General features: G+C 67.3%; 20 protein-coding genes. 5 read left to right on the plus strand and 15 right to left on the minus strand.

Annotation, left to right across the window (positions count from 1 at the left end):
• The 7 genes from DMB37_RS05805 to DMB37_RS05835 all read right to left on the minus strand — a co-directional run bounded on the left by DMB37_RS05805 (position 1) and on the right by DMB37_RS05835 (position 7,452).
• On the minus strand, positions 1–1,143 hold the full coding sequence (locus DMB37_RS05805; protein ID WP_135231818.1) for an ABC transporter substrate-binding protein: 1,143 nt from the start codon (positions 1,141–1,143) through the stop codon (positions 1–3).
• Entirely contained in the window at positions 1,140–1,931 is a 792-nt protein-coding gene (locus tag DMB37_RS05810) for an ABC transporter permease (RefSeq protein WP_240772258.1), read from the minus strand. Before DMB37_RS05810 ends, DMB37_RS05805 begins: the two co-directional genes overlap by 4 nt.
• Positions 1,928–3,013: an ABC transporter ATP-binding protein gene (locus DMB37_RS05815; protein ID WP_240772259.1), complete on the minus strand. Its 1,086-nt coding sequence runs from the start codon at positions 3,011–3,013 to the stop codon at positions 1,928–1,930. Before DMB37_RS05815 ends, DMB37_RS05810 begins: the two co-directional genes overlap by 4 nt.
• 141 nt (positions 3,014–3,154) lie before the next feature.
• Positions 3,155–4,036 carry an ABC transporter permease gene (locus tag DMB37_RS05820; RefSeq protein WP_135231819.1) on the minus strand — a complete coding sequence of 294 codons (882 nt, stop codon included), beginning with the start codon at positions 4,034–4,036 and terminating at the stop codon, positions 3,155–3,157.
• A gap of 55 nt (positions 4,037–4,091) precedes the next feature.
• On the minus strand, positions 4,092–5,126 hold the full coding sequence (locus DMB37_RS05825; protein WP_135231820.1) for a TIGR03842 family LLM class F420-dependent oxidoreductase: 1,035 nt from the start codon (positions 5,124–5,126) through the stop codon (positions 4,092–4,094).
• 51 nt (positions 5,127–5,177) lie between these two features.
• On the minus strand, positions 5,178–6,599 hold the full coding sequence (gene hydA / locus DMB37_RS05830; protein ID WP_135231821.1) for a dihydropyrimidinase: 1,422 nt from the start codon (positions 6,597–6,599) through the stop codon (positions 5,178–5,180).
• 16 nt (positions 6,600–6,615) lie between these two features.
• Positions 6,616–7,452, minus strand: coding sequence for a nitrilase-related carbon-nitrogen hydrolase (locus DMB37_RS05835; RefSeq protein ID WP_135231822.1), 837 nt, complete (start codon positions 7,450–7,452; stop codon positions 6,616–6,618).
• A 122-nt stretch (positions 7,453–7,574) separates the two neighbouring features.
• On the opposite strand from DMB37_RS05835, the gene DMB37_RS05840 reads away from it, so the two are divergent.
• The gene (locus DMB37_RS05840; RefSeq protein ID WP_240772260.1) at positions 7,575–8,990 is read left to right on the plus strand and encodes a PLP-dependent aminotransferase family protein; all 1,416 of its coding nucleotides are present in this window, start codon (positions 7,575–7,577) and stop codon (positions 8,988–8,990) included.
• Positions 8,991–9,175: 185 nt separating this feature from the next.
• A complete protein-coding gene (locus DMB37_RS05845) occupies positions 9,176–9,898 on the plus strand; it encodes a peptidylprolyl isomerase (RefSeq protein ID WP_240772261.1) in 723 nt (240 codons plus the stop codon).
• 186 nt (positions 9,899–10,084) lie between these two features.
• Here the strand turns inward: DMB37_RS05845 and DMB37_RS05850 are convergent, their stop codons facing one another.
• On the minus strand, positions 10,085–10,459 hold the full coding sequence (locus tag DMB37_RS05850) for a hypothetical protein (RefSeq protein ID WP_135231823.1): 375 nt from the start codon (positions 10,457–10,459) through the stop codon (positions 10,085–10,087).
• A gap of 139 nt (positions 10,460–10,598) precedes the next feature.
• Here DMB37_RS05850 and aac(6') point away from each other — a divergent pair, with 139 nt between their 5' ends.
• A complete protein-coding gene (gene aac(6') / locus DMB37_RS05855) occupies positions 10,599–11,042 on the plus strand; it encodes an aminoglycoside 6'-N-acetyltransferase (protein ID WP_135231824.1) in 444 nt (147 codons plus the stop codon).
• A 203-nt stretch (positions 11,043–11,245) separates the two neighbouring features.
• Here aac(6') and DMB37_RS05860 read toward each other — a convergent pair whose 3' ends face one another.
• The 6 genes from DMB37_RS05860 to arc all read right to left on the minus strand — a co-directional run bounded on the left by DMB37_RS05860 (position 11,246) and on the right by arc (position 19,865).
• Positions 11,246–12,991, minus strand: a complete 1,746-nt coding sequence (locus tag DMB37_RS05860; RefSeq protein WP_135237371.1) for a CocE/NonD family hydrolase — start codon at positions 12,989–12,991, stop codon at positions 11,246–11,248.
• A gap of 431 nt (positions 12,992–13,422) precedes the next feature.
• Complete coding sequence (locus tag DMB37_RS05865; RefSeq protein ID WP_135231825.1) at positions 13,423–14,166, minus strand: class I SAM-dependent methyltransferase; 744 nt, start codon at positions 14,164–14,166, stop codon at positions 13,423–13,425.
• Positions 14,167–14,376: 210 nt separating this feature from the next.
• Complete coding sequence (locus DMB37_RS05870) at positions 14,377–15,897, minus strand: glycosyltransferase family 39 protein (RefSeq protein ID WP_167768757.1); 1,521 nt, start codon at positions 15,895–15,897, stop codon at positions 14,377–14,379.
• Entirely contained in the window at positions 15,890–16,525 is a 636-nt protein-coding gene (locus tag DMB37_RS05875; protein WP_135231826.1) for a TetR/AcrR family transcriptional regulator, read from the minus strand. Before DMB37_RS05875 ends, DMB37_RS05870 begins: the two co-directional genes overlap by 8 nt.
• Before the next feature lie 38 nt (positions 16,526–16,563).
• On the minus strand, positions 16,564–17,808 hold the full coding sequence (locus DMB37_RS05880; RefSeq protein WP_135231827.1) for a carboxylesterase/lipase family protein: 1,245 nt from the start codon (positions 17,806–17,808) through the stop codon (positions 16,564–16,566).
• Positions 17,809–18,104: 296 nt separating this feature from the next.
• The gene (gene arc, locus DMB37_RS05885) at positions 18,105–19,865 is read right to left on the minus strand and encodes a proteasome ATPase (RefSeq protein WP_135231828.1); all 1,761 of its coding nucleotides are present in this window, start codon (positions 19,863–19,865) and stop codon (positions 18,105–18,107) included.
• 311 nt (positions 19,866–20,176) lie between these two features.
• Here arc and DMB37_RS05890 point away from each other — a divergent pair, with 311 nt between their 5' ends.
• A complete protein-coding gene (locus DMB37_RS05890) occupies positions 20,177–20,554 on the plus strand; it encodes a hypothetical protein (RefSeq protein ID WP_240772262.1) in 378 nt (125 codons plus the stop codon).
• A 58-nt stretch (positions 20,555–20,612) separates the two neighbouring features.
• Here the strand turns inward: DMB37_RS05890 and DMB37_RS05895 are convergent, their stop codons facing one another.
• A complete protein-coding gene (locus tag DMB37_RS05895; protein ID WP_135231829.1) occupies positions 20,613–21,446 on the minus strand; it encodes a tRNA (adenine-N1)-methyltransferase in 834 nt (277 codons plus the stop codon).
• A gap of 68 nt (positions 21,447–21,514) precedes the next feature.
• Between DMB37_RS05895 and DMB37_RS05900 the strand changes: the two genes are divergently transcribed.
• Positions 21,515–22,426, plus strand: a complete 912-nt coding sequence (locus tag DMB37_RS05900) for a RecB family exonuclease (protein ID WP_135231830.1) — start codon at positions 21,515–21,517, stop codon at positions 22,424–22,426.
• Positions 22,427–22,484 lie beyond the last annotated feature (58 nt).

Genomic DNA, 22,484 nt, shown 5'->3' on the forward strand with positions numbered 1-22,484 from the left:
TCACTTACCCCCTTCGGTCAGGGTGACCTGGCTCGGGGCGAAACCCGCTCCGGTCACATCGGCTCCACCGGACTTCAGCAATTCCAGTGCCTTCGTGACGTATTCGCTCGTGTAAGCGCTCGCGTCGGGATCCTTCTTCAGGACGGTGACGCCCTCTTGGTTCTTGGTGTTCTTGGCGATCTGCACGGTCCGCGCCCAGGCTGCGGGGTCGACCATGCCGATCCCGGCGGGCGCGGGCCAGATCAGCTTGTTCACCTCGTTGATCTGCCACTGCTGGTGCGTCGCGCCGAGCGTGGAGCCAGCGGCGACGGTGATGTCCCGGCATTTGTCCAGGTTGTCGCGGCAGAACACCCAGCCCTTCAGCGAGGCAGCGATGAATTTCACGGTCTGCTCTTGATACTTCGCGTCCTGCAGCTTCTCGGTGTTGGCCCAGATGGCGTCCTGTAGCATGGCGACGCCTTCGTCGTTCCAGTCGATGGTGGCGAAATCGTCTGCGGTGTAGAGCTTTCCGGTCGCCGGGTTCTTGGTCTCCAGCAGCTGGGCATACTCGTTGTAGGACATGGCCTGGGCGGCGGTGATGTCCTTGGCCAGGAAAGCGTTCATGTCGAACTGCTGCTGCACCAGCTTGACGTCTTTCGCCGGGTCGATGCCCGCCTTGGTCATGCCCGCGAACAGCTCGAATTCATTGCCGTAGCCCCAGTTTCCGACGGTCTTGCCGCGCAGCGCGGCCGGACCGGTGATGTTGTCGGACTTGAACGACACCTGCTTGGTGCCGGAACGCTGGAAGATCTGCGCGACATCGGTGATGCCCGCGCCCGCCTCGCGCGAGGCCAGCGCCTTGGGCACCCAGGCGATGGCGTAGTCGGCCTGCCCCTGCGCCAGCACCGTCTGCGGGACGATATCCGTTCCGCCGTCCAGGATTTCGACCGACAAGCCCTGCTCCTTGTAGAAGCCCTGATCGACCGCGGCCAGATAGCCCGCGAACTGCCCCTGCTTGAACCACTGCAGTTGCAGGCGCACCTTGGTGAGGCCGTCGGCCGTGGTGGTGGAGCCGCTGTCGGTGGTGCTACAACCGGTCAGCACGGTCGCGGCCAGCGCGGTGAGCGCGAGACCGACCCGGAATCGCTTGGGGGACTTCGTCATCTAGATCTCCAGAGGGTGGTGCGTGGTCTACGGGTGAGTAGTTCGAGGAGTAGGACGGCGGCCAGGAAGATCAGGCCGACGAGCACGGCGCCCGCCACGTACGCCCACGCCCTGGGGTAGGCGGTGTTCGCCGCCGCGGAGGTGATGCGGCTGCCGAGTCCGTTCTGCAGACCGCCGAAGTATTCGGCGATGACGGCCGCGATCACCGCGCCGGGCGCGGCGATCCGCAGACCGGTGAACAGGTACGGCAGTGCCGCGGGCAGTCGCACGGTGCGGGTGATCTGCCAGCCGCCCGCCGCGTACGACGTCATCAGATCCGTATGGACCTGCGGAACCTGGCGCAGGCCCCTGGCCGTGCTGACGAACATCGGGAAGAACACGACGATGGTGACGACCATCCGGCGCGGGGTGTCCGTGGTGGTCGAATACATCGAATTCAGCAGGGGCGCAAGGGCGACGATCGGCACGGCCGCCGCACCCGCGGCGAGCGGGCTGAGCAGGCCGTCGACCAGCTGGAATCGGACGGCGAACATCGCGGCCACGATGCCGAGCACCGCACCCACCAGCAGCCCGACCAGGGCGTTGGTTCCGGTTGCCGTCGCGGCGTCGGCGATGCGGGCGAAGTTCTCGGTGAATTCACTCGCGATGGCCGTCGGCGCGGGCAGCAGGAACGACGGGACACCGGCGGCGACGGTCAGCACCTGCCACAGCGCTAGACCGCCCACGCCGAACAGCAACGGCGGCAGCACCGTTCGCCACGGCAGCGCCATTTTCCAGGACGACGTCATCGCAGCTCCCGCCCCGCCACCGCGGCACCGTCGCCGTGTCCGTCACGCAGCGCCGCGCGCACGGCGGCCACCGCCGCGAAGAAGGCTGGGCTGGAACGGACTTCGTCGCCCGCCTCGGCCGCGTCGCGCCTGCCCCAGCCACCCGTCGGCACGATCTCGGTGATGCGGCCCGGGCGCGGTGACATCACGACGACCCGGTCGGACAGGAACACCGCCTCCGGGATGGAGTGGGTCACGAAGACCACGGCCGCCTCGGTCTCCCCCGCGATCCGCAGCAGCTCGCCCTGCATCCGCTCGCGGGTCATCTCGTCGAGCGCGCCGAACGGTTCGTCCATCAGCAACAGCGAGGGTTTCGGGGCCAGCGCCCGGACGATCGCCACCCGCTGCTGCATGCCGCCGGACAGCTCGGCCGGATAGCGCTTGGCGAACTCGGTCAGCCCCGCCATCTCCAGCAATTCCGCACTGCGCGAACGCCGTTCATTCTTGGGCACCTTGTGCAGTTCCAGCGGCAACTCGACGTTGGCCTGCACGGTGCGCCAGTCGAGCAGGCCGGACTGCTGGAAGGCGATGCCGTAGTCCTGGTCGATTCTGGCCTGCCGCGCGGTTTTGCCGTGCACCGTCACGGTGCCGCCGGTCGGTTGCTCCAAGTCGGCGATGATGCGCAGCAGGGTGGACTTGCCGCAGCCGGAAGGACCGATCAAGGAGACGAATTCGCGTGGGGCGACGGTGAGGGACACATCCGAGAGCGCGGTGACCGAGCCCGCGGTGTAGACCTTGTCGACGCCGCTCAGTTGGACTGCGGCAATCCTTTCGGCGGTCGCTGTGGTGTCGATGCGGGTGGCTCGGGCGCCGCTCTGCCCGACCGCACCGGGCGGCTCGCCCGCGCCGTCCTGCTCGACGGTGCCGGCCTGCCCGACCCCACCGCCCAGCTGCACCGCGCCGGCCTGCCCGACGGCACTGCCCTGCTCCACAGTGCCGGGCCGCTCGACTGCACTGTGCTCGACGGCGCCGAGCGGCCCGTCACCCGAAACCTGCGCCCCCTCTTCGGTCGTGGCGACGACTGGTCGTCCTTTGCGGGTCAACGGGTACCTCCTGATGAGCTGCCGCGGGGGCGGCGGTAGTAACCAAGCGCGAATTCGGGGTCGCCGCTCCCGGTGGGGCCGCGCTGCGCATCGCGCAGCACCCGGCGACGGCCCGGACCCGCTCAGCGCACGAACGGGCCCTCATCGGCCGCCTCCCGCAGGCCGGGCGGCCCCGACCGGCCTGCTGTAGCGACGCAGCGCCAGTTCGGCCACGCCGACGACCGCGGTGACGACGACACCGAGCAGCGCGGCGGCCAGGACCGCCGCGTAGAGCCGGGAGGCGTCACCGGTGGCCTGCTGGGAGAAGACGATGATCTGGCGGCCGATGCCACCCGCGGTGCCGGTGGAGATCTCGGCGACAACGGCCCCGATCACCGAGGCGGCGGCGGCCAACCGCAAGGCGGGCAGCAGGTGCGGGACAGCGGCAGGCAGCCTCAGGTGCAGCAGGGTCTCCCACCAGCTGGCCGAATAGCTGTGCAGCAGTTCGACCGACGCCTTCGACGGTGCCTGCAGTCCGCGCAACATGCCGACCGCCACCGGGAAGAACGCCAGGTACGAGGCGATGACCGCGATACTCATCCACGGCCGCCACGGCTCACCCGCGATCACGATCTTGCCGCCCCACCCGGCGACCAGCGGAGCCAGCGCGATCAGCGGAACCGTTTGCGACACAATAATATACGGCAGCAAGCCACGCTCGACAAAGGTGAATCGCTGCATCACGACGGCGAGCAGCACGCCGATGACGGTGCCGATCAACAGTGCGAGCAACGCCAGGCCGAGGGTGAATCCGGCGGTCCGCACCAAGGTGACGCCGACCGTCCCATTACCGTCCCGCTCGCCGAGCACCGTCACGACCGACCACACGTGCGGCAGCGCCCCGTCCCCGGTGCGCGGCAGGATCCGCTGATCACCGATGCTCGCTCCGCCTTCGGGGACAACGAGTTTCACCAATTCCCAGCAGCCGAGCACCAGCACGAGCACGGCGACCGCGTACCCGGCCCGTGCCGTACGCAACCTCACCTGCGCTCCGCACACAGCTGCGCCCGCACAGCCACACCGGTGTGTGCCGCTGCCATCAGACCACCTCCGTGGCGGTGACGGGATGCGCCAGCCGCGGTAACACCGACTCGCCGTACGCCTCCAACGTCGCGGACTTCGCGTCGTGCTGCAGATAGACCGCGAACTGGTCGACGCCGAGCTTCTCCAGCTCCCGCAGCCGCGCCAGTTGATCATCCGGTGTGCCGAGCAGGCAGAAGCGGTCCACGATGGTGTCGGGCACGAACTCCGCGTGCGTATTACCCGCGCGCCCGTGCTGGTTGTAGTCGTACCCCTGTCTGCCCGCGATGTATTCGGTCAGCGCGGCCGGAACATCGCTGCCCGCACCGTATTTCGCCACGATATCGGCCACGTGGTTGCCGACCATGCCGCCGAACCAGCGGCACTGTTCACGAGCGTGCGCCAATGCCGTATCCGACCCGTCGGTGACGTACGCCGGTGCGGCGACACAGATTTTCACCGCCCCGGGGTCGCGCCCGGCTCGTTCGGCGGCGGCCCGCACCCGAGCGATGGTCCACGCGGTGATGTCCGGATCGGCGAGTTGCAGGATGAACCCGTCGGCGACCTCGCCGGTGAGATCCAGCGCACGCGGGCCGTATCCGGCCATCCAGACCTCGAGCCGGGAGTCACCGGCCCACGGGAACCGCACGATGGTGTCGCCGACCCGGGCGCTGCGCCCGTTGCCGAGTTCCCGGATCACCTCGATGGCTTCGCGCAGCGTGGCCAGCGTGGTTGGCTTGCCGCCGAGCGTGCGCACCGCCGAGTCGCCGCGGCCGATGCCGCAGACGGTGCGGTTGCCGAACATGTCGTTCAGCGTGGCGAAGGTCGACGCGGTCACCGTCCAGTCCCGGGTGGCCGGGTTGGTCACCATGGGGCCAACCACGACTTTCCGAGTGGCGGCCAGGATCTGGCTGTAGATGACGTAGGGCTCCTGCCACAACAGGTGCGAGTCGAACGTCCAGACGTGCGAGAACCCGTGCGTCTCGGCCTGTCTGGCCAGTTCGACCACCCGGGAGGCGGGGGGTGTGCATTGCAGCACCACACCGATGTCCATGCGGCACTCTCCGTTTCGAAGTCGGATACAGCTGTGCGGGAGCTGTGGGTGTCAGATCAGGTTCTGCGACAGTGCGCGTTTGACGAACCGGCCGTGCCCGGCGCTGCCCAGGTAACTGCCGTGGTCGATGACCACCCGGCCGCGGGAGAGCACGGTGTCGACGTGGCCGTCGATCTCGAAGCCCTCATAGGCCGAGTAGTCCATGTTCATGTGGTGGGTCTTGCCGAGCCCGATGCTGGTGTGGCCGTTGGGGTCGTAGATCACGATGTCGGCGTCCGCACCGGGGCTGATGACGCCCTTGCGCGGGTACATGCCGAACATCCGGGCCGGCGTGGTGCAGCACACCTCGACCCAGCGCTCGAGCGAGATCTGCCCACTCTTGACGCCCTGGAACATCAGGTCCATCCGGTGCTCGACGCCGCCGATCCCGTTCGGGATCTTGCTGAAATCGCCGATGCCCATTTCCTTCTGGTCCTTCATGCAGAACGGGCAGTGGTCGGTGCTGACCGTGGTCACGTCGCCGGTGCGCAGGTAGCGCCACAGCTCGTCCTGGTGCCCCTCGGCCCTGGACCGCAGCGGCGTCGAGCAGACCCACTTGGCGCCCTCGAAACCTGGTGCGCCCAACTGTTCTTCGAGCGACAGGTACAGGTACTGCGGGCAGGTTTCGCCGAAGACGTTCTGCCCGTTGCCCCGTGCGGTGGCGATCTGTTCCAGCGCCTGCTTCGCCGACACGTGCACCACGTACAGCGGCGCACCGGTCAACTGCGCCAACATGATCGCGCGATGCGTGGCCTCCTCTTCCATCTGCCAGGGGCGGCTGGTGCCGTGGAAGTACGGCGCGGTGTCGCCGCGGGCGATGGCCTGCTCGACGAGCACGTCGATGGCGATCCCGTTCTCCGCGTGCATCATCAGCAGCGCGCCCAGATCGCCCGCCGCCTGCATGGCGCGCAGGATCTGACCGTCGGTCGAGTAGAAGACACCCGGGTAGGCCATGAACAGCTTGAAGCTGGTCACGCCCTCGGAGACGAGTTCGCTCATCCCCTTGAGGGATTCGTCGTTGACCTCACCGATGATCTGATGGAAGCCGTAGTCGACGGCGCACTTGCCCGCCGCCTTCTGGTGCCATGCGCCGAGCGTGTCCTGCAACCGCTCCCCCGGCGTCTGCACCACGAAATCGACGATGGTCGTGGTACCGCCCCAGGCCGCGGCGCGGGTTCCGGTCTCGAAGGTGTCGGACGCCTCGGTGCCGCCGAACGGCATCTGCATGTGCGTATGTCCGTCTACCCCACCGGGAATCACGTATTTACCGGTCGCGTCGATCACGGTCTCGGCAGTGGTGGTCAGGTCCGCCCCGAGGGCGGTAGCGCCGGGTTGCAGGACCGCGACAATGGTTTCGCCGTCCACCAGCACATCGAGCAGTTGCGATCCGGTGGCCGAGACCACCGTGCCGCCGTGGATGAAGGTCAGTGCCATGTAATCCGCCCCGCGCTCAGGGAGCTACCAGCGGGCCATAGGCGTCCGGCCTGCGGTCGCGGTAGAAGGCCCACCGGTCACGGACCACCTTGATCAGATCCAGATCGAGGTCGCGGATCACCAGTTCGGGATCGGTATCCGAGGCAACCTCGCCGACGAACTTGCCCTCGGGGTCGACGAAGTAGCTGGTCCCGTAGAAGTCGTCGTCGCCGTACTCCTCGACGCCGACCCGGTTGATCGCGCCGATGTAGTACTCGTTGGCCACCGCGGAGGCCGGCTGCTCCAGCTTCCACAGGTAGCCCGACAGGCCACGCGAGGTCGCGGACGGGTTGAACACGATTTCCGCGCCCGCCAGGCCGAGCGCGCGCCAGCCCTCCGGGAAATGCCGGTCGTAACAGATGTAGACGCCGACCTTCCCGACCGCGGTGTCGAACACCGGCCAGCCCAGATTGCCCGGCCGGAAGTAGAACTTCTCCCAGAAGCCGTTGACGTGCGGAATGTGGTGTTTTCGGTATTTGCCGAGATAACTGCCGTCGGCGTCGATCACCGCCGCGGTGTTGTAGAGCAGGCCGGGTTGCTCCTGCTCGTACACGGGCAGGACCATCACCATGCCCAATTCCCTTGCCAGCGCGGCGAATCGCTCCGTCGTCGGGCCCGGCACCGACTCCGCGTACTCGTAGAACTTCGCGTCCTGCAGTTGGCAGAAGTACGGGCCGTAGAACAACTCCTGGAAGCAGATCACCTTCGCGCCCTGCGCGGCCGCCTGGCGGGCGTAATCCTCATGCGCTTTGATCATGGACTCTTTGTCGCCGGTCCAGTTGGTCTGGACGAGCGCCGCTCGAACGATTCCCATGCTTTGTTATACTTCACTCCGAACCAATTCGGTTGTGTTACAAGATTGCGGAAACAGTTTCGTAGCCGTAAACCTCGAGCCTGGTCGTAGTTCCGGCGACGCCCCCGACGCAGAATGACGGTGTGAGCGAGCGAATCGGCGAGGTTACGGCCTCCACGAACGGGTCGGGGCGGTTCATCGCGGACCTGGCCGACCGGACGCCCGCGGGGATCGCGGCGGCCGTCAGCAGGCTGATCCGTTCGGGGACGTTGACACCGGGCTCGCGGCTGCCCACCGTCCGTGAAGTCGCCCGCGAGTTGAAGGTCTCGCCCGCGACCGTGAACCAGGCGTGGCGGGCGCTCGCCGCGGCCGGTGCGATCGTCGCGCGCGGCCGGGCAGGCACCTTCGTCGGCGCCGCCACCAATGGGTCCGGTACCGCAGTCGGCCGCTACCAGCGGCTGCACCCGCCGTCTTTGAGCGCGTTCCGCGTCGACCTGTCCCGTGGCACCCCTGACCCGGAACTGCTGCCCGATCTGGGCGCCGCGCTGCGCGACCTCACCAAGGACGGGGCCAGCGACCTCGCCGCCGACTATCTGGGCGAGGCAGTGCTGCCCGAGCTGGCCGCGAAAGTCCGAGCGGACTGGCCGTTTCGCGCCGAACGGCTCGCCGTCCTCGACGGCGCGCTGGACGCCGTGGACCGGCTGCTGTCCGCGCACGTCCGGCTCGGCGACGCGGTAGCGGTCGAAGACCCTTGCTTCCCACCGTTTCTCGACCTGCTCGCCGGTCTCGGCGCCCGGCCCGTTCCCGTCCGCATGGACGAATCCGGTTTGCTGCCCGCCGAACTCGCGCGCGCTGTCGCGGTGCACGGCGCCACCGCGCTGATTCTGCAACCGCGCGCGCAGAACCCCACCGGGGTCTCCCTCACCGCTGCCCGCCTCCGCGAACTGGCCGACATCCTGCGGGACACGGGCACTCTCATCATCGAGGACGATCACTCCGCCGGAATCGCCGCCGCCGCACTGCGTTCCCTCGGCAGCCGGCTCCCCCGGCGCACCGTCCACATTCGCTCGTACTCCAAATCGCACGGCGCCGACCTGCGGTTGGCCGTGGCGGGCGGGCCGGCGGACCTGCTCGACCCGGTCATCGAACGCCGCATGCTGGGCGCAGGCTGGACCAGCAGGCTGCTCCAGCGCGTCCTGCTGAGCATGCTCGACGACCCGGCGGCGATCCAGGCCGTCACCACCGCGCGTACCGAATACCGCAGGCGCTCAACGGAACTCCGCCGCGCCCTGGCACGCCGCGGCGTCGCCGTCGCGCGCGGGGACGGCATCAATCTCTGGCTGCCGGTCGCCGACGAGAACGCCGCCATGATCTCGCTCGCCGCGGCGGGCATCAAGGCGGCGCCCGGCGGGCCGTTCAGCGTCGGCGACCAGCCGCCCGTCGACCACCTCCGCATCACCGTCTCGGCGCTCGCCGACGGCGACCTGGATTGGCTCGCCACCGAACTCACGGCCGCCACCACCGCCGCCCCCACCTATCGCCGCATCCGCCGCGCCTGAAGCCCGTTCACATAGCCCACAGACATGCATCGGGTGCGCGAAGAACCTGCTGGTTATGCAAGGCACCCGGGGGCACGCGGATTCCGCAGTGATCGAGGCGGTCCCGGCACGCTATCGGCGGGGAGATGGAATGATTCGGCACGGCATCGTCCGGTGCGCAATCCGAATGAAGGAGATTCCTAGCGGTGAGCAGCGAAGTGCAGGGGCGGCATTTAGGCATCAAGCAGGGGTGGCGGTTCGGGGTACCCCGCGGCGTGCTGCGGGTCGTCGGCGTCGCGGCGGTCGCCGCAGCGCTCGCGGCGTTCGCGTCCGGCGGCGTTTCGGCCGATACCTGGAGCGTGCGCACCCAGCAGCCCGCCCAGTGCAATGCGCCCGCGGAAGGCGCCGTGACCGCGCGCACCTACCCGGCGCCCGGCCCGGCCACCGAGCCCGGCGCCAGCTACGCCGCGACGCTCGACACCACCTGCGGGGCAATCCAGATCGACCTCGATCCGGCAGCGCCGCAGACGGTCAACTCGTTCGCCTTCCTGTCCAACGAGCAGTACTTCAACCACACCAAGTGCCACCGGATCACCACCGACGGCATCTACGTGCTGCAATGCGGTGACCCGACGGCCACCGGCACCGGCGGCCCCGGCTACCAGATCGCGGACGAGAATCTGGCAGGCGCCACCTACCGGGCAGGCACCGTCGCCATGGCCAACGCGGGTCCGAACACCAACGGCAGCCAGTTCTTCCTGGTCTACCGGGACAGCCAGCTGCCCCCGAACTACACCCCGTTCGGGCGCATCACCGGCGGCCTGGACGTCCTCCAGTCCGTCGCCGCCCTCGGTACTCGGGACGGCGGCCCCGACGGCACCCCGCGCGACGACGTCGTCCTCAACAAGGTCGAAACCTTCAAGAAGTAATACCCCTCGGTGATGGCGGCGTCCTCGGACGCCGCCATCACCGTATCCAGGGGCCGAGTGGCACAGGACCGGGAGCCGCTGTGCCACTCGCCGCTACCTGTGCGGGGTGAGCGGGAAGGTGGTGACGCCGGGTCTCGGTAGCGTCGACGGACCGCTGATAGAGACAGGACCTCCGCTGGGCGAGGCTCAGTCCACTTCATAGCCGGGCGGCGGCGGCTCGCTCCACGCCATCGAATCGCGGAACGCGGCTTCGAGTGTCGCGAACCAACCCGAATCCATGCCGAATCCAGGGTGTTCGAGCCCGACAAGGCCCCACACATGTGGTGGCCCGAAGCCATACTCGGAGTAGGCGATGCCCGTCCCGGACTCGAGAAACTCGGCCACGATGAACCCGGGATACTGCGGCTCCTGGAATTCGGGATGCCGGTCCCCGTAGTCCCAGTCGAGCATGCAGACGCGCGGGCGAACGAGGTAGCCTCGCAACCTCTCGACCAGCTGACCGCTGGGAATCTTGGCGACTTCGTCCGCGACGCGGATCGCCATCGCTTCTTCGTCTCGCACCGACACAATCGTATGCGACCGTCGGGATTTCCGACCCGCCGATCAGCGAGCGGGTGCAGTGCCGTGCCCAGCCCGCAGTTTCAGTGCCACATCACCAAAATCCGTTGAGCCAACCATCAACCGGGAATACCGTGCGGGCATGCGGATACATCCTTGCGGCGCGGACGATCTGGACGAGTTGGCCGCCCTGCGCGCGCAACTATGGCCGGACGGGTCTGTTGTCGAGCATCGCTCCGAGGTCGGCGAGCAATACGACGGAACCCGCGACGCGGCAGCATTTCTCGCACGCGACGAGCGCGGCGCCGCAGTCGGCTTCGGTGAAGTCACACTGCGCCACGACTACGTCAACGGGTGTGATACATCACCGGTTGCGTTCCTCGAAGGACTCTTCGTGATCCCCCGCCACCGCAGAAGCGGAGTAGCCCGGGCACTGTGCGAGGTGATGGAGACATGGGGTCGCGAGAACGGCTGCACCGAACTCGGCTCAGATGCTTTGCTGAGCAATGCCGAGGGACAGAACATGCATGCGGCCCTGGGCTTCGAAGAACGTGAACGTGTCGTGTACTACCGAAAGATGCTGTGACTCGACACTGTTCGCCCGCAGTCTGTAGGGAGGGCTGACACCCCCTTGCTTCGATCCAGGGGGCGACCGGACCGACAGTCCATCACTTGCCCTCGATACCTCCGTGAGTATCGAATCGGAGCCGGTGCCCGATAGGGATATCCCCTCGGCGATGGCGGCGTCCTCGGACGCCGCCATCGCCATATCCAGGGGTCGTGTGGCCGCTACTTGTGCGGGGTGAGCGGGAAGGTCGTCGCGCCGTCGTTGCCTGCGGGGATGATCGGGACGATCACCGACGACGGGTGTTCGGGGTCCTTGAAGATGGTTTGGGTGGCTAGTTCGGTGCGGGTGCTTTCGCCGAAGGGTTCGCCGGTGTTCGGATTCGGCGCGTACTGGGGGTAGTCGCTGCTGGAGATGGCGAGGCGGATCCGGTCGCCTGCCTTGAATTGATAGCTGGTCGGCCAGATCTTGATGGTGAACTCGTAGGGCTGGCCCGGCACGATCGGGGTGGGGTTGGTGAGTGAGTCGCGGAAGGCGGCGCGGATGATGCCGTTGTTCAGGTTCACCGCGGAGCCGTCCGGAGCGAGAACCTCCAGGCGCGCAACGAAATCGGTGTCGGGCGCGGTCGAGGAGGCCCACAGTTTCACCGTGATCGGGCCGGTGATCTCGGTGTCGGTGCCGAGCGGGGCGGTGTCGTAGGTGAGCACGTCGGTCCGCTGCTCCACCGCGGCCTGGTCGAACGGCCCCTGCGGCGTATTGCCGACACCGCAGCAGGAATGGCCGCCGACACTCGGGGCCGGATCGGTCGGGTCGTAGAGGTAGCGGTCGCCTTCGGCGGGTCCGGTCGGTGCCTGCTCGACCAGTTTGCCGGTGCGGCCGGACGAGCCGTTCTCGCCGTCACCACTGAAATAGTAAGTCTTCCACTGGGTTTGCGGCAGCGGCCAGCTCGGCGCCGACTTCCACCGGTTGGCGCCCATCACGTAGTAGTCGACTCGAGGCTTGCCCGCGACGCCGTTGTTCACGCCCTTGAGGAAGTGGTCGTACCAGGCCAGCATCAGCTCGTTGATCGGGCTGTTGCCCACCGGTCCGAGCTGATCGAGCAGCGGCGCTATCGTCGAGGTCGGGCGCCCCCACCCGACGTGGTCCCACGGGCCGATGACCAGTCGCTGGTTCTGTCGCGCCTCCGGCGTACCGCCCTTGTCGACCATGCCGGTGAAGTTCTCGATGCCGCCGGCCAGGAACGAGTCGTACCAGCCTTCCATGTTCAGCACCGGCACCTTCACGTTCTGGTAGCGCTCGCGGATGCTCCACTTCTTCCAGTAGTCGTTGTAGGTCGAGTTGCGGATCCAGTCGAAGTACCAGGGCGCGACCGCCGGATTGCCCGGCTGCAGCGGCGGAAAGTCCTTGTATGGACGGAAATTCATCCACCGGGTGGCATTGTCCATGGCCGCGCGGATCTGCTCGATCGCCGCGGTGTCGCGGCGATGCTCGGCGGCGGCGAGGCCGATCGTGCTCACCGCCCACGGTTCGACGAAGCCGAGCCGGAACTGCCCGCCCTCATAGGTCCAGCCGTCGTAGTAGTCCGACGAGGTGTTGGCGGGCACGATGGCGGCCAGGTGCGGCGGCGTCTCGACCGCGGCGAGCCACTGCGTCGCGCCGATGTAGGACGACCCGTACATGCCCACTTTGCCGTTCGTGCCGGGCAATTGGGCCGCCCACTCGACGCTGTCGTACCCGTCGCGCAGGTCGTTGTCGAACTCGGTGAACGTCCCGTCCGACTTCCCGACGCCGCGAATGTCCTGAATCACCACCAGATAGCAGTGCGAGGCGAACCAGTCCGGCGTCTGATAACGCGAAGAGCTCACTTGCGCAAAGGATTTCCCGTACTGCGTCCGCATCAGAATCACCGGCACCGGATCGCTGGTCTGAGGGCGATACACATCCGCCCGCAAGATCGTCCCGTCGCGCATCGCCCCCGGCACGTCGGTTTCCTTGTCCACCGCGCATTTTCCCCGCCCGGTGTTCGGCGGCCAGGCCCCCGCCTGCCCTGGCGCCCCCGTCTGCGTACTCGCCGGATCATCGGTGTCCGAGCCCGGCGTACACCCCCCGACCAAAACCCCGACGCACACCAGCGCGGTCAGCAACCGCCCGACGCCAATACCGTGACCGGACAACCGGATACACCTCCCGTGAGGCGCCGACCGGACACTCGACGCGTGCCCCTCAACAGTGAGAACGCCTCCGTCGAGCCGATGCTATCAAGATCCAGTACCAAACGTCCTACGAATGCATTTCCGCGACGGAAGGTCGCCAGCCGCGTGAATTTCGTTGCCACACAGCATTTCCCAGGACTGCCCGGCGTCGACTTTGCTGACAAGTCAACAGACGCACACGGAAGTCCTCATGCGCGGCAGGCGACAGTGATGATCTCCGGGCTGGTCGGGGTCAGGGGGCTGCGGTCCCAGTCGCCGAACTGTTCGGCGACGACCAGTCCCGCGGCGGACAGGAAGGTCGCGAGGGTGGGCGCGTCGAGGAATCGGAGCGTGCTGTAGCTGATCTCGGCCCGGGGCCATCGGTCGCTGGTGAAGGTGTGGGTGAAGGAGACGAGCTCACCGTCGACCGGTTCGGTGACGTGACAGACGCACCGCACCACCGCACCGGTCTCGTCCGAAACTTCGCCCGAGTATCGCTGATGCCACGTCTCCCATTCCCGCGCAAGAGGATTGCGGGTTTCGAAGACGAAACGACCGGTGCCGGTCAGTGTCGCGGCGATCACGGCCAGCGTCGACCGAAGCTCGTCGTCACCGACCAGCACTTGGAACGCGTGCCCCGTCATCACCACCAGATCGAACCGATCGTCCCGGCCGCGCAGCGCGCTCGCGTCACCGAGGACCCACTCGATATCGTCCTGCTTCCGTGCCACTTCGAGCATGCCCGGCGCGGGATCCACTCCGCACAGCCGGCCGGTATGGCCGTCCACCCGCGCCCTGTGCAGGAGCGCTCCCGTTCCACAGCCCAGATCCAGGACCGAGGGCGCGGCCATGACCAGGGGCAAGTAGAACCGGAAGTCGTCGCGTGCGTCCTCCGGACTGAAACTGTCGTACAGCGCGGCGAGCCGGGTATCGGTGAACACCTTGTCGACCATGCTCGAAGGGTTGCAGAAACGAGCAACCCGCCGCGACTTGTTTTCCGCCGCATGCCACCAGGGTGGCCTTCGAAGCTGTCCGGCACACCGCCGCCACCTACGGCAGAAGCTACCGCGACCTGATCCAGCGACTGCGAACCGAATTTCTCGCCGACGGCCGCCGGTAGCCGGAGCTTGGAGCCGTCGGCTGAGTTGACCCCGCGCCTGCGCTCAGTCCAAGCGGAGTAGGTCGGGCCAGGTGTGGGACCAGGGGGCGCGGGGCCCGTCGCAGCGCCAGATGGTGACGTCGCGGGTGGCACCGGGGAAGCCGAGGGGGGTGTCGGCGCGGCCGATGGGGGTTACCGAGGCGAAGAGGGGACGGATGTCGGAGGCGTCGTCACCGACCCAGAGGACGGTGGTCGCGGAGTCGGGCGGGGTGCCGAAGTAACCGAAACCGCGGTTGGGGCTGTAGACGTCGGGCAGGTTGTTCTCGGCGCTGAATACGTCGAGTGCGCTTGCCTGCCAGTAGGAGTCGGTGATGATGACCGTGGCGGCGCGGTCGGCCTCGGGCAGGGATCGGTAAGCAGTCGCGGTGGCGGCGGCGAGTTCGGGCCAGCCGAATCTGCCGTACACGCCGATCGACAGTCCGGCTTGGGCCTCGTTCTCGGCCGGTGTGTAATCGGATTCGGGTCGCCACGGCATGGTAAAGGCCACTAGGGCAACGGATACGACGACCAGCACGAGGGTGACGATCGTGCGCAGGCGACCCATCTGCTCGGTCCAGCGAACCGCGCCCGCGGCGAAGATCACGGCGTAGCAGCCCGCCGCGTAGTACGGCCTGCCGTCGGTGGCGATGAAGGCCACGGCAAGCAGCAGCGGCAGCGGAGCCAGGAACCGATACTGGCGCAACGGTTCCCAGCGGAACAGCGTCACGATGCCGTAGATCAGCAGCAGGCCGCCGAGCAGGCCTGCGGAGGCGACGGCCAGCGGCAGCCAGGTGTAGCGGCCGCCGATGGTGGCTTGTTCGGCGGCGATCACCGCGCCGAGCCGCAGTTGCGGCCAGCCGTGCCCGGCCTGCCAGATCAGGCTCGGCAGCGTCAGCAGCACCACCAGCGCCGCGCCCGCCCACAGTGCGGGACGGCGGAGCAGATCGCGTGGTCCATAGCAGAGCACGCCGATCGCGACCGCGACCCAGAAGAACGGAATCAACCATTTGACCTGCATATCCAGGGCGGTGGCCAGCGACGCCCACAGCAGCAGCGAGTCCCGCCGCGTGCGCACCCAGCGGACGAGCAACCAGCTGATCAACACCCAGAGCGCGGTGTCGACGGTGTTGGTGGCCAACTGGGTTCCCTGCACCAGCAGGAATGGTGAACTCGCATAGGCGATTGCGGTCAGGATCTGGGCACGGTGCCCGCCGCCGAACTCCCTGGCGATCTGCGCACTGATGACCACCGCCGCCACCGTCACCAGCAGCGCCGGAATACGCTGCGCCACCAGCGATCCCGGCGCGAGCACATCCATCAGCCGGGCGATCGCGGGCACCAGCGGACCCTGATCGGCGTAACCGAAGGAGAGCCTGCGCCCAGCCGAGATGAAGTACAGCTCGTCGCCGAAGAATCCGTACCGACCGGCCGAGGCCAGCAGTGCGATCGCCGAGAGGACCGCGACGGCACCTACCCCGGCGAGCGCGAACGGCCGTTGCTCGTGCGTATCCAGTTGCCGCACTGAGGTTGTCGTAGTGTCAGTCATCTTCCCCCGCCTTTCGTGTCGCCACATCGAACAACCGGCACATATGCGCCGAAAACCCGTCCATGTCGAAGTTCGGCTCCTTGATCGCCCGCCCGGCCGCGCCGTCGACCGCGTCGCGGATGGATTTCGCCATCGCCACCGGATCGAAATCGCCGAACTCCCCTGCGCGCTGACCTTCCCGCATGACTTCGATCAGCGGCTCGATTATCGCCTGCTCTCCGTCGGCCGAGGCGAACTTCGGCCTGCCGTCCGCGTCACGCAGATTCAGCACCACCTCGGTGAGCGCCGAGACGTAGTTCTTGTTCGCATCGATGAAGTCCAGATTCGATGCGATGTAGGCCAGCAACATGTTTCGTGGCCCGGTCGCCGCCGTGACCTTCGGCCCGACGTACTCGGCCGCCGACAGATACAGCTGGACGACCAGCTGCGTCATCAGATCGTCTTTCCCGGCGAAGTGGTAGGAGATGACCCCTTTGGAGATCCCGGCATGCTCGGCGATCCGCGCCAGCGACGCATTGCCGTATCCGACTTCGGAGATCACCTCCACCGCCGACGCGATGATCTGTCGCCGCCGCGCCTCCTCGATGAACGACTTCCGCTGGCCGTCCTGATTATTTTCTGACCGCACGGCCAGATATTAGCACGCTTGGTCAGCCGAGGGCTCGGTCAGCCGAAGTGCCGGATAACCCCACGCTCCCACCCCGGCTCACCGTCCTTGACGAAAGCGATCCAGCTGCCACGCATCTCGTCGACCAGCGACTGCGGGCGCTCCCCGTGCAGCATCGGCGCGTCCTGCCACGCCGCCGCGCTACCGAGCACGAACGGCAGCTCGAGGCAGTGGCACGCACGAAACGGACTGCCCGCAGGCTGCCACTCGAACTCGAACAACCAGGCCGCACCGCTGCCCGCATTCAGCGACTCGCTCAACTGCCGGGTCGGCCCGCCGAAGATCTGCTCGGAGACCTGCGCAACCGCGTCCCAGTCGTCGGAGAAGAACGCCGCCACCTCATCTCGCGTCGTGCCCATCAGCATGCGCAAGTCGCGCTCACCCACCGCACGCACCAGATCGGGCGCGACCAACTCCCCATCCGCCACCAACTGGAACGGCGGCACCACTTGCCCCTCCTCTCCTCTCGCCACGGCCGACTGCGCCGCCAGCAACGCCGTCACCGGCACCTCGCCGAGCCGCTCCGCTTCGACCCCCAACTCTCGCAACAACTTCGCACCGACCCGCTCCGCCGCTTCCGGCGTAGCGGGCAGCATCCCGAGCGGCGGGCTCTGCAAGATGGCCTGCTGGAACAACCCCTCCGCCTGCTTCCCGGACAGCATCGCCACCAGCGAGATCGCACCCGCCGACTGACCCGAGGCCGTCACCCGCGCCGGATCACCACCGAACGCGGCGATATTGTTCCGCACCCAGGTCAGCGCCGCGATCTGATCGCGCAGCCCTAGATTCCCGTCACTCACCCCCGGCAACCGAAGGAATCCGAGCGCACCCAGCCGATAGTTGATCGTCACCACCACAACGTCCCCCAGCGCCGCCACCTCGGCCCCGTCGTACCACCCGAGACTGCCCGCCCCGCTGGAGAATCCGCCGCCATGGAGGAAAACAAGCACCGGATGACCGTCCCCCGGCGGCGCCCACACGTTCAACGACAGACAATCCTCGGCCTGTGCCACCTCGAACGACCCCATCACCCGCTCGAGCCGCGACGCCAACTGCGGTGCCGCCGGACCGAATTCGGTCGCGTCCCGCACCTCCGTCCACGGTGCCACCGGTTCCGGCAGCCCGAAGCGCACAGCCCGCGCGTACGGAATACCCCGATAGACCGTCACCGCCCCCTCGGCAACACCCCGCACCGCCCCCGCGGTCGTCTCGACAACGGTCGACAAGTTGATCTCATTACTCATACCCCGAGTCTGCCCCCGATCCCGCCTTCCGGCGGCCCAGCGCTCCCACCCCACCGAAATCCGCCACTCCCCCGCCCCGGACAACCGGATTCCGCCAAGAGCAGCGGGACAAAGTAGCGGCGACACGCGGAGCCCACAGCCGCTATGTCCCGTTCATGGGGATCGTCGACTACCAGCGCCGAGCGGCGAACGCCCACCTGCGGCTGCCGGCGGGCGGCGCATTCGACGGAATCCGCTCATCCCGGCACACCAAAAGGCCGCGCTCCCAACGGAAGCGCGGCCTTCGGCACTGAAACTTACAGGTACTGACCCGTATTGGACTCGGTATCGATCGCCCTGCTCGCGCTGGCGTTCTTACCGGTGACCAACGTGCGGATGTAGACGATCCGCTCGCCCTTCTTACCCGAGATGCGGGCCCAGTCATCGGGATTCGTGGTGTTGGGCAGGTCCTCGTTCTCGGAGAACTCGTCCTGGATCGAATCGTAGAGATGCTGGATGCGCAGGCCGGGGTTGCCGGTGTCGAGGACGGACTTGATGGCGTACTTCTTGGAGCGGTCCACGATGTTCTGGATCATGGCGCCGGAGTTGAAGTCCTTGAAGTACAGGACTTCCTTGTCACCGTTGGCATAGGTGACCTCCAGGAAGCGGTTGTCCTCGCTCTCGGCGTACATCCGGTCGACGACCCGTTCGATCATCGCGCGGACGCACAGCGCCTTGTCGCCGCCGAACTCGGCGAGATCGTCGGCGTGCAGGGGCAGCGTCTCGGTCAGGTACTTCGAGAAGATGTCCTGTGCCGACTCCGCGTCCGGCCGCTCGATCTTGATCTTCACGTCCAGGCGGCCGGGCCGCAGGATCGCGGGGTCGATCATGTCCTCGCGGTTGGAGGCGCCGATCACGATGACGTTCTCGAGGCCCTCGACGCCGTCGATCTCCGACAGCAGCTGCGGCACGACCGTGGTCTCCACATCGGAGGACACGCCTGAACCACGGGTGCGGAAGATGGAGTCCATCTCGTCGAAGAACACGATCACCGGTGTGCCCTCGGACGCCTTCTCGCGCGCCCGCTGGAAGATGATCCGAATGTGGCGCTCGGTCTCGCCCACGAACTTGTTGAGCAGCTCGGGACCCTTGATGTTCAGGAAGAACGACTTGGCTTCCTTGGCATCCTCACCGCGTGCCTCGGCGATCTTCTTGGCCAGCGAGTTCGCCACCGCCTTGGCGATGAGCGTCTTACCGCAACCGGGCGGACCGTAGAGCAGCACACCCTTGGGCGGGCGCAGCGCGTACTCGCGGAACAGATCCTTGTGCAGGAAGGGCAGCTCCACCGCATCGCGGATCTGCTCGATCTGCCTGCCGAGGCCACCGATATCGGTGTAGTCGACGTCCGGAACCTCTTCCAGCACAAGGTCTTCGACCTCGGCCTTGGGGATGCGCTCGAACGCGAAGCCTGCCTTGGTGTCGACCAGGAGGGAGTCACCGGGGCGCAGTTTGCGAATCGGGGAGTCGGGATCCTCCATGTCGTCGTACTCGGCGACCTTGGCCAGCGGACCCGCCAGCCAGACCACCCGCTCCTCGTCGGCATGACCGACCACGAGGGCACGGCGGCCGTCGTCGAGGATCTCCCGCAGGGTGCCGATCTCGCCGACCGCGTCGTAGATGCCGGCCTCGACCACCGTGAGCGCCTCGTTGAGGCGGACGGTTTGACCGTATTCGAGGGTCGAGGTCTCGATGTTCGGTGAACACGTCAACCGCATCTTCCGGCCCGAGGTGAACACGTCTACGGTCTGATCGTCGTAGACGCCGATCAGAATTCCGTATCCGCTCGGTGGCTGGCCGAGCCGATCGACTTCCTCACGCAGGGCGATGAGCTGCTGGCGCGCCTCTTTGAGGGTGTCCATCAGCTTGGTGTTGCGAATCGTCAGCGAATCGATGCGGGCTTCCAATTCCCGTGCACGATCCGGCGAATCGGCGAGTTGCCTACGGAGCGCAGCCGCTTCGGCGCGTACCGCCTCGAGCTCTCTCCAGGCCGCCGAATCCGAATTCTCGATGGGGCTCATGTGCTGCTCCTCCCAGTCCCGGTCTATCAACGCTACCGGGCGCGAACCGTTCTCGCTTTCCGACATGGTTTCGTCGTGATCACATCTGGGCTGCGATCGACAGCCGGACGACCATGTTAGCCTGCCCTAACCCGCACTCGGTGAGCCCGCTCGCCGACCGAGCCGAAAGGTTGCTGAATATGCTCCTTCCCGCCAGGATTCTCCGCGTTTCTGTTGCTACCGCTACTGCCGCGCTCGCCGTTACCGTCGGGCTCGCCGGCTGTAGTTCTGATGACAACAAATCCGATGCCAAAGTCTCTTCCTCCAGCGTTGTGGCCTCGAGCAGCGCCGCGGCGACCGGGAACGCGGCGGCGCCGAGTCCCGAGACGCTACAGGCGGTGCTCGTCACATTGTCCGATCCCGCCGTACCCACCGCGGAGAAGACCAAGCTCATCGTCGACGGCGAAAAGCGCACGGCGAACATCGATCAGATGAACAAAGGCCTGGCAGGGTACACACTGACCTACGCAGTGGCCGATATCACAACGCAGGGCAACATCGCCACCGCGCAGGTGACCATCACCTCGCCGCACGGCGCCGTGCCCCCGATGCCCCTCAGCTGGGAGAACGTCGGTGGTACCTGGAAGCTCTCGGACGCGAGCGGCTGCCTGATGCTCGGCTTCGCGCAAGCCCCCTGCGTGCCCGCCTGATCCGTAGGCGGCGGCCGAGGGTGATGTGCGGACACCCTCGGCCGCGTCAGCCGCGCTGTCAGCCCTTGGAAGGCCTGCGCTGCGGCTTGGGGGTCACCGTGCCCTCGGCAAGCTTGCGTGCGCTCACCAGGAAGGCCGTATGGCCCTGCATCCGGTGTTCGGGGCGCACCGCGAGGCCGACCACATGCCAGCCGCGCACGATCGACTCCCAGGAGCGGGGTTCGGTCCAGCATTCTTGTTCGCGCAGCGCCTCCACGACTTTCGACAGCTGCGTCACCGTCGCCACGTAGATGATCAGCACGCCACCGGGAACGAGCGCCTTGGATACCGCGGGCAGCGCATCCCACGGCGCGAGCATGTCGAGCACCGCCCGATCCACCGGTTCGCCCGCGAAGTCGGCGACGTCCCCCACCGTCAGCGACCAGTTAGCCGGACGTTCGCCATAGAAGGTTTCGACGTTGCGGATGGCATGGTCAGCATGATCCTGGCGAATTTCGTAGGAAATCACCTCGCCCTGCGGCCCGACGGCGCGCAACAGCGAACACGTCAGCGCGCCGGAGCCCGCGCCGGCCTCCAGCACCCGCGCGCCGGGGAACATGTCGCCCTCGTGCACGATCTGCGCGGCGTCCTTCGGGTAGATCACCGCGGCACCGCGCGGCATCGACAACACGTAGTCGATCAGCAACGGGCGCAAGGCCAGATACGGGGTGCCGTTGGTGGAGTTCACCACCGAACCCTCGTCGGCGCCGATCAGGCTGTCGTGCTTGATGCCGCCGCGATGGGTGTGGAACTCCTTGCCCTCCTCCAAGACCACCGTGTACAGGCGTCCCTTGGCATCGGTCAGCTGTACCCGGTCACCGAGGGTGAAGGGACCGGTCCGTCTGGCCGTCATGAATCTCCGTTCGTGCTGGCGAATAGTCGCGCACCTGCGTGTCGGTGCCGCCGGATAGCCTGCCAGGTATGAGCTCGCCCGCGTCCACGCCCCCTACCGACGGCGCTGCGGCGTCCGATCCCGGTGCGGCGGCGAGCCGGCCGCGGCCCGCGCTCTCGCCTTCGCGGGCAATGGATTTCAAGCAGTGCCCGCTGAAGTACCGGTTCCGGGCGATCGACCGGATCCCCGAACCGCCGAGCAGGAACGCGCTGCGCGGCACGGTGGTGCACGCGGTGCTGGAGGACCTGTACGGGCTGCCCGCGGCGCAGCGGCAGCCGGTGCGGGCCGAGAGCCTGATCGTGCCCACCTGGGCGCGGGTGGCGGCCGAGTGGCCCGAGGTGACCGAGTTGATCACCGACGCCGAGCTGGACGGCTTCCTCGGCGAGGTGCGCACGCTGGTGCAGACATACTACCGGCTGGAGGATCCGACCCGCTTCGATCCCGAGTCGAGGGAGGCGCGGGTGGAGGTCGAGCTCGATGACGGAGTTCTGTTGCGCGGCTTCGTAGATCGGATCGACGTCGCGCCGACGGGGCAGCTGCGCGTGGTCGACTACAAGACCGGCCGCGCCCCCGGCCCCACCCAGGAGACCAGGGCGCTGTTCCAGCTGAAGTTCTACGCCCTGGTCGTGCTGCGCACCCGTGGCATCGTGCCCACCCAGCTGCGCCTGATCTACCTGGCCGACGAGCAGATCCTCACCTACGCACCCGACGAGGAGGAACTGCGGCGCTTCGAACGCACGCTCTCCGCGCTGTGGGAGGCGATCCTGGACGCCGGGCGCACCGGAGACTTCCAGCCGAACCGAGGATGGCTCTGCTCGTACTGCGACTACAAGCCGCTCTGCCCCGAATTCGGTGGGACACCACCGCCCTACCCGGGTTGGCCCACCGAGGGGACGACGGAGTCGCCGGACGAGACGTTGGCGGACGCCGTCGCCGAGTAGTAGCCGATGGCCTGTCGACCTCGGCCCGCCGCACCGGGGGTTTCATCCCGCGCACGAG

Origin of the sequence: Nocardia sp. CS682, from assembly GCF_004634405.1 — a bacterium.
Lineage (GTDB): Bacteria > Actinomycetota > Actinomycetes > Mycobacteriales > Mycobacteriaceae > Nocardia > Nocardia ninae.

What these genes read in the sequence shown, in the direction of transcription:
- hydA (WP_135231821.1), bottom strand. Translation starts at nt 6,599, where the DNA reads ATGGCACTGACCTTCATCCACGGCGGCACGGTGGTCTCGGCCACCGGA.
- DMB37_RS05900 (WP_135231830.1), top strand. Translation starts at nt 21,515, where the DNA reads ATGAGCTCGCCCGCGTCCACGCCCCCTACCGACGGCGCTGCGGCGTCC.
- arc (WP_135231828.1), bottom strand. Translation starts at nt 19,865, where the DNA reads ATGAGCCCCATCGAGAATTCGGATTCGGCGGCCTGGAGAGAGCTCGAG.
- DMB37_RS05835 (WP_135231822.1), bottom strand. Translation starts at nt 7,452, where the DNA reads ATGGGAATCGTTCGAGCGGCGCTCGTCCAGACCAACTGGACCGGCGAC.
- DMB37_RS05870 (WP_167768757.1), bottom strand. Translation starts at nt 15,897, where the DNA reads ATGACTGACACTACGACAACCTCAGTGCGGCAACTGGATACGCACGAG.
- DMB37_RS05860 (WP_135237371.1), bottom strand. Translation starts at nt 12,991, where the DNA reads ATGCGCGACGGGACGATCTTGCGGGCGGATGTGTATCGCCCTCAGACC.
- DMB37_RS05805 (WP_135231818.1), bottom strand. Translation starts at nt 1,143, where the DNA reads ATGACGAAGTCCCCCAAGCGATTCCGGGTCGGTCTCGCGCTCACCGCG.
- DMB37_RS05865 (WP_135231825.1), bottom strand. Translation starts at nt 14,166, where the DNA reads ATGGTCGACAAGGTGTTCACCGATACCCGGCTCGCCGCGCTGTACGAC.
- DMB37_RS05880 (WP_135231827.1), bottom strand. Translation starts at nt 17,808, where the DNA reads ATGAGTAATGAGATCAACTTGTCGACCGTTGTCGAGACGACCGCGGGG.
- DMB37_RS05895 (WP_135231829.1), bottom strand. Translation starts at nt 21,446, where the DNA reads ATGACGGCCAGACGGACCGGTCCCTTCACCCTCGGTGACCGGGTACAG.
- DMB37_RS05825 (WP_135231820.1), bottom strand. Translation starts at nt 5,126, where the DNA reads ATGGACATCGGTGTGGTGCTGCAATGCACACCCCCCGCCTCCCGGGTG.
- DMB37_RS05810 (WP_240772258.1), bottom strand. Translation starts at nt 1,931, where the DNA reads ATGACGTCGTCCTGGAAAATGGCGCTGCCGTGGCGAACGGTGCTGCCG.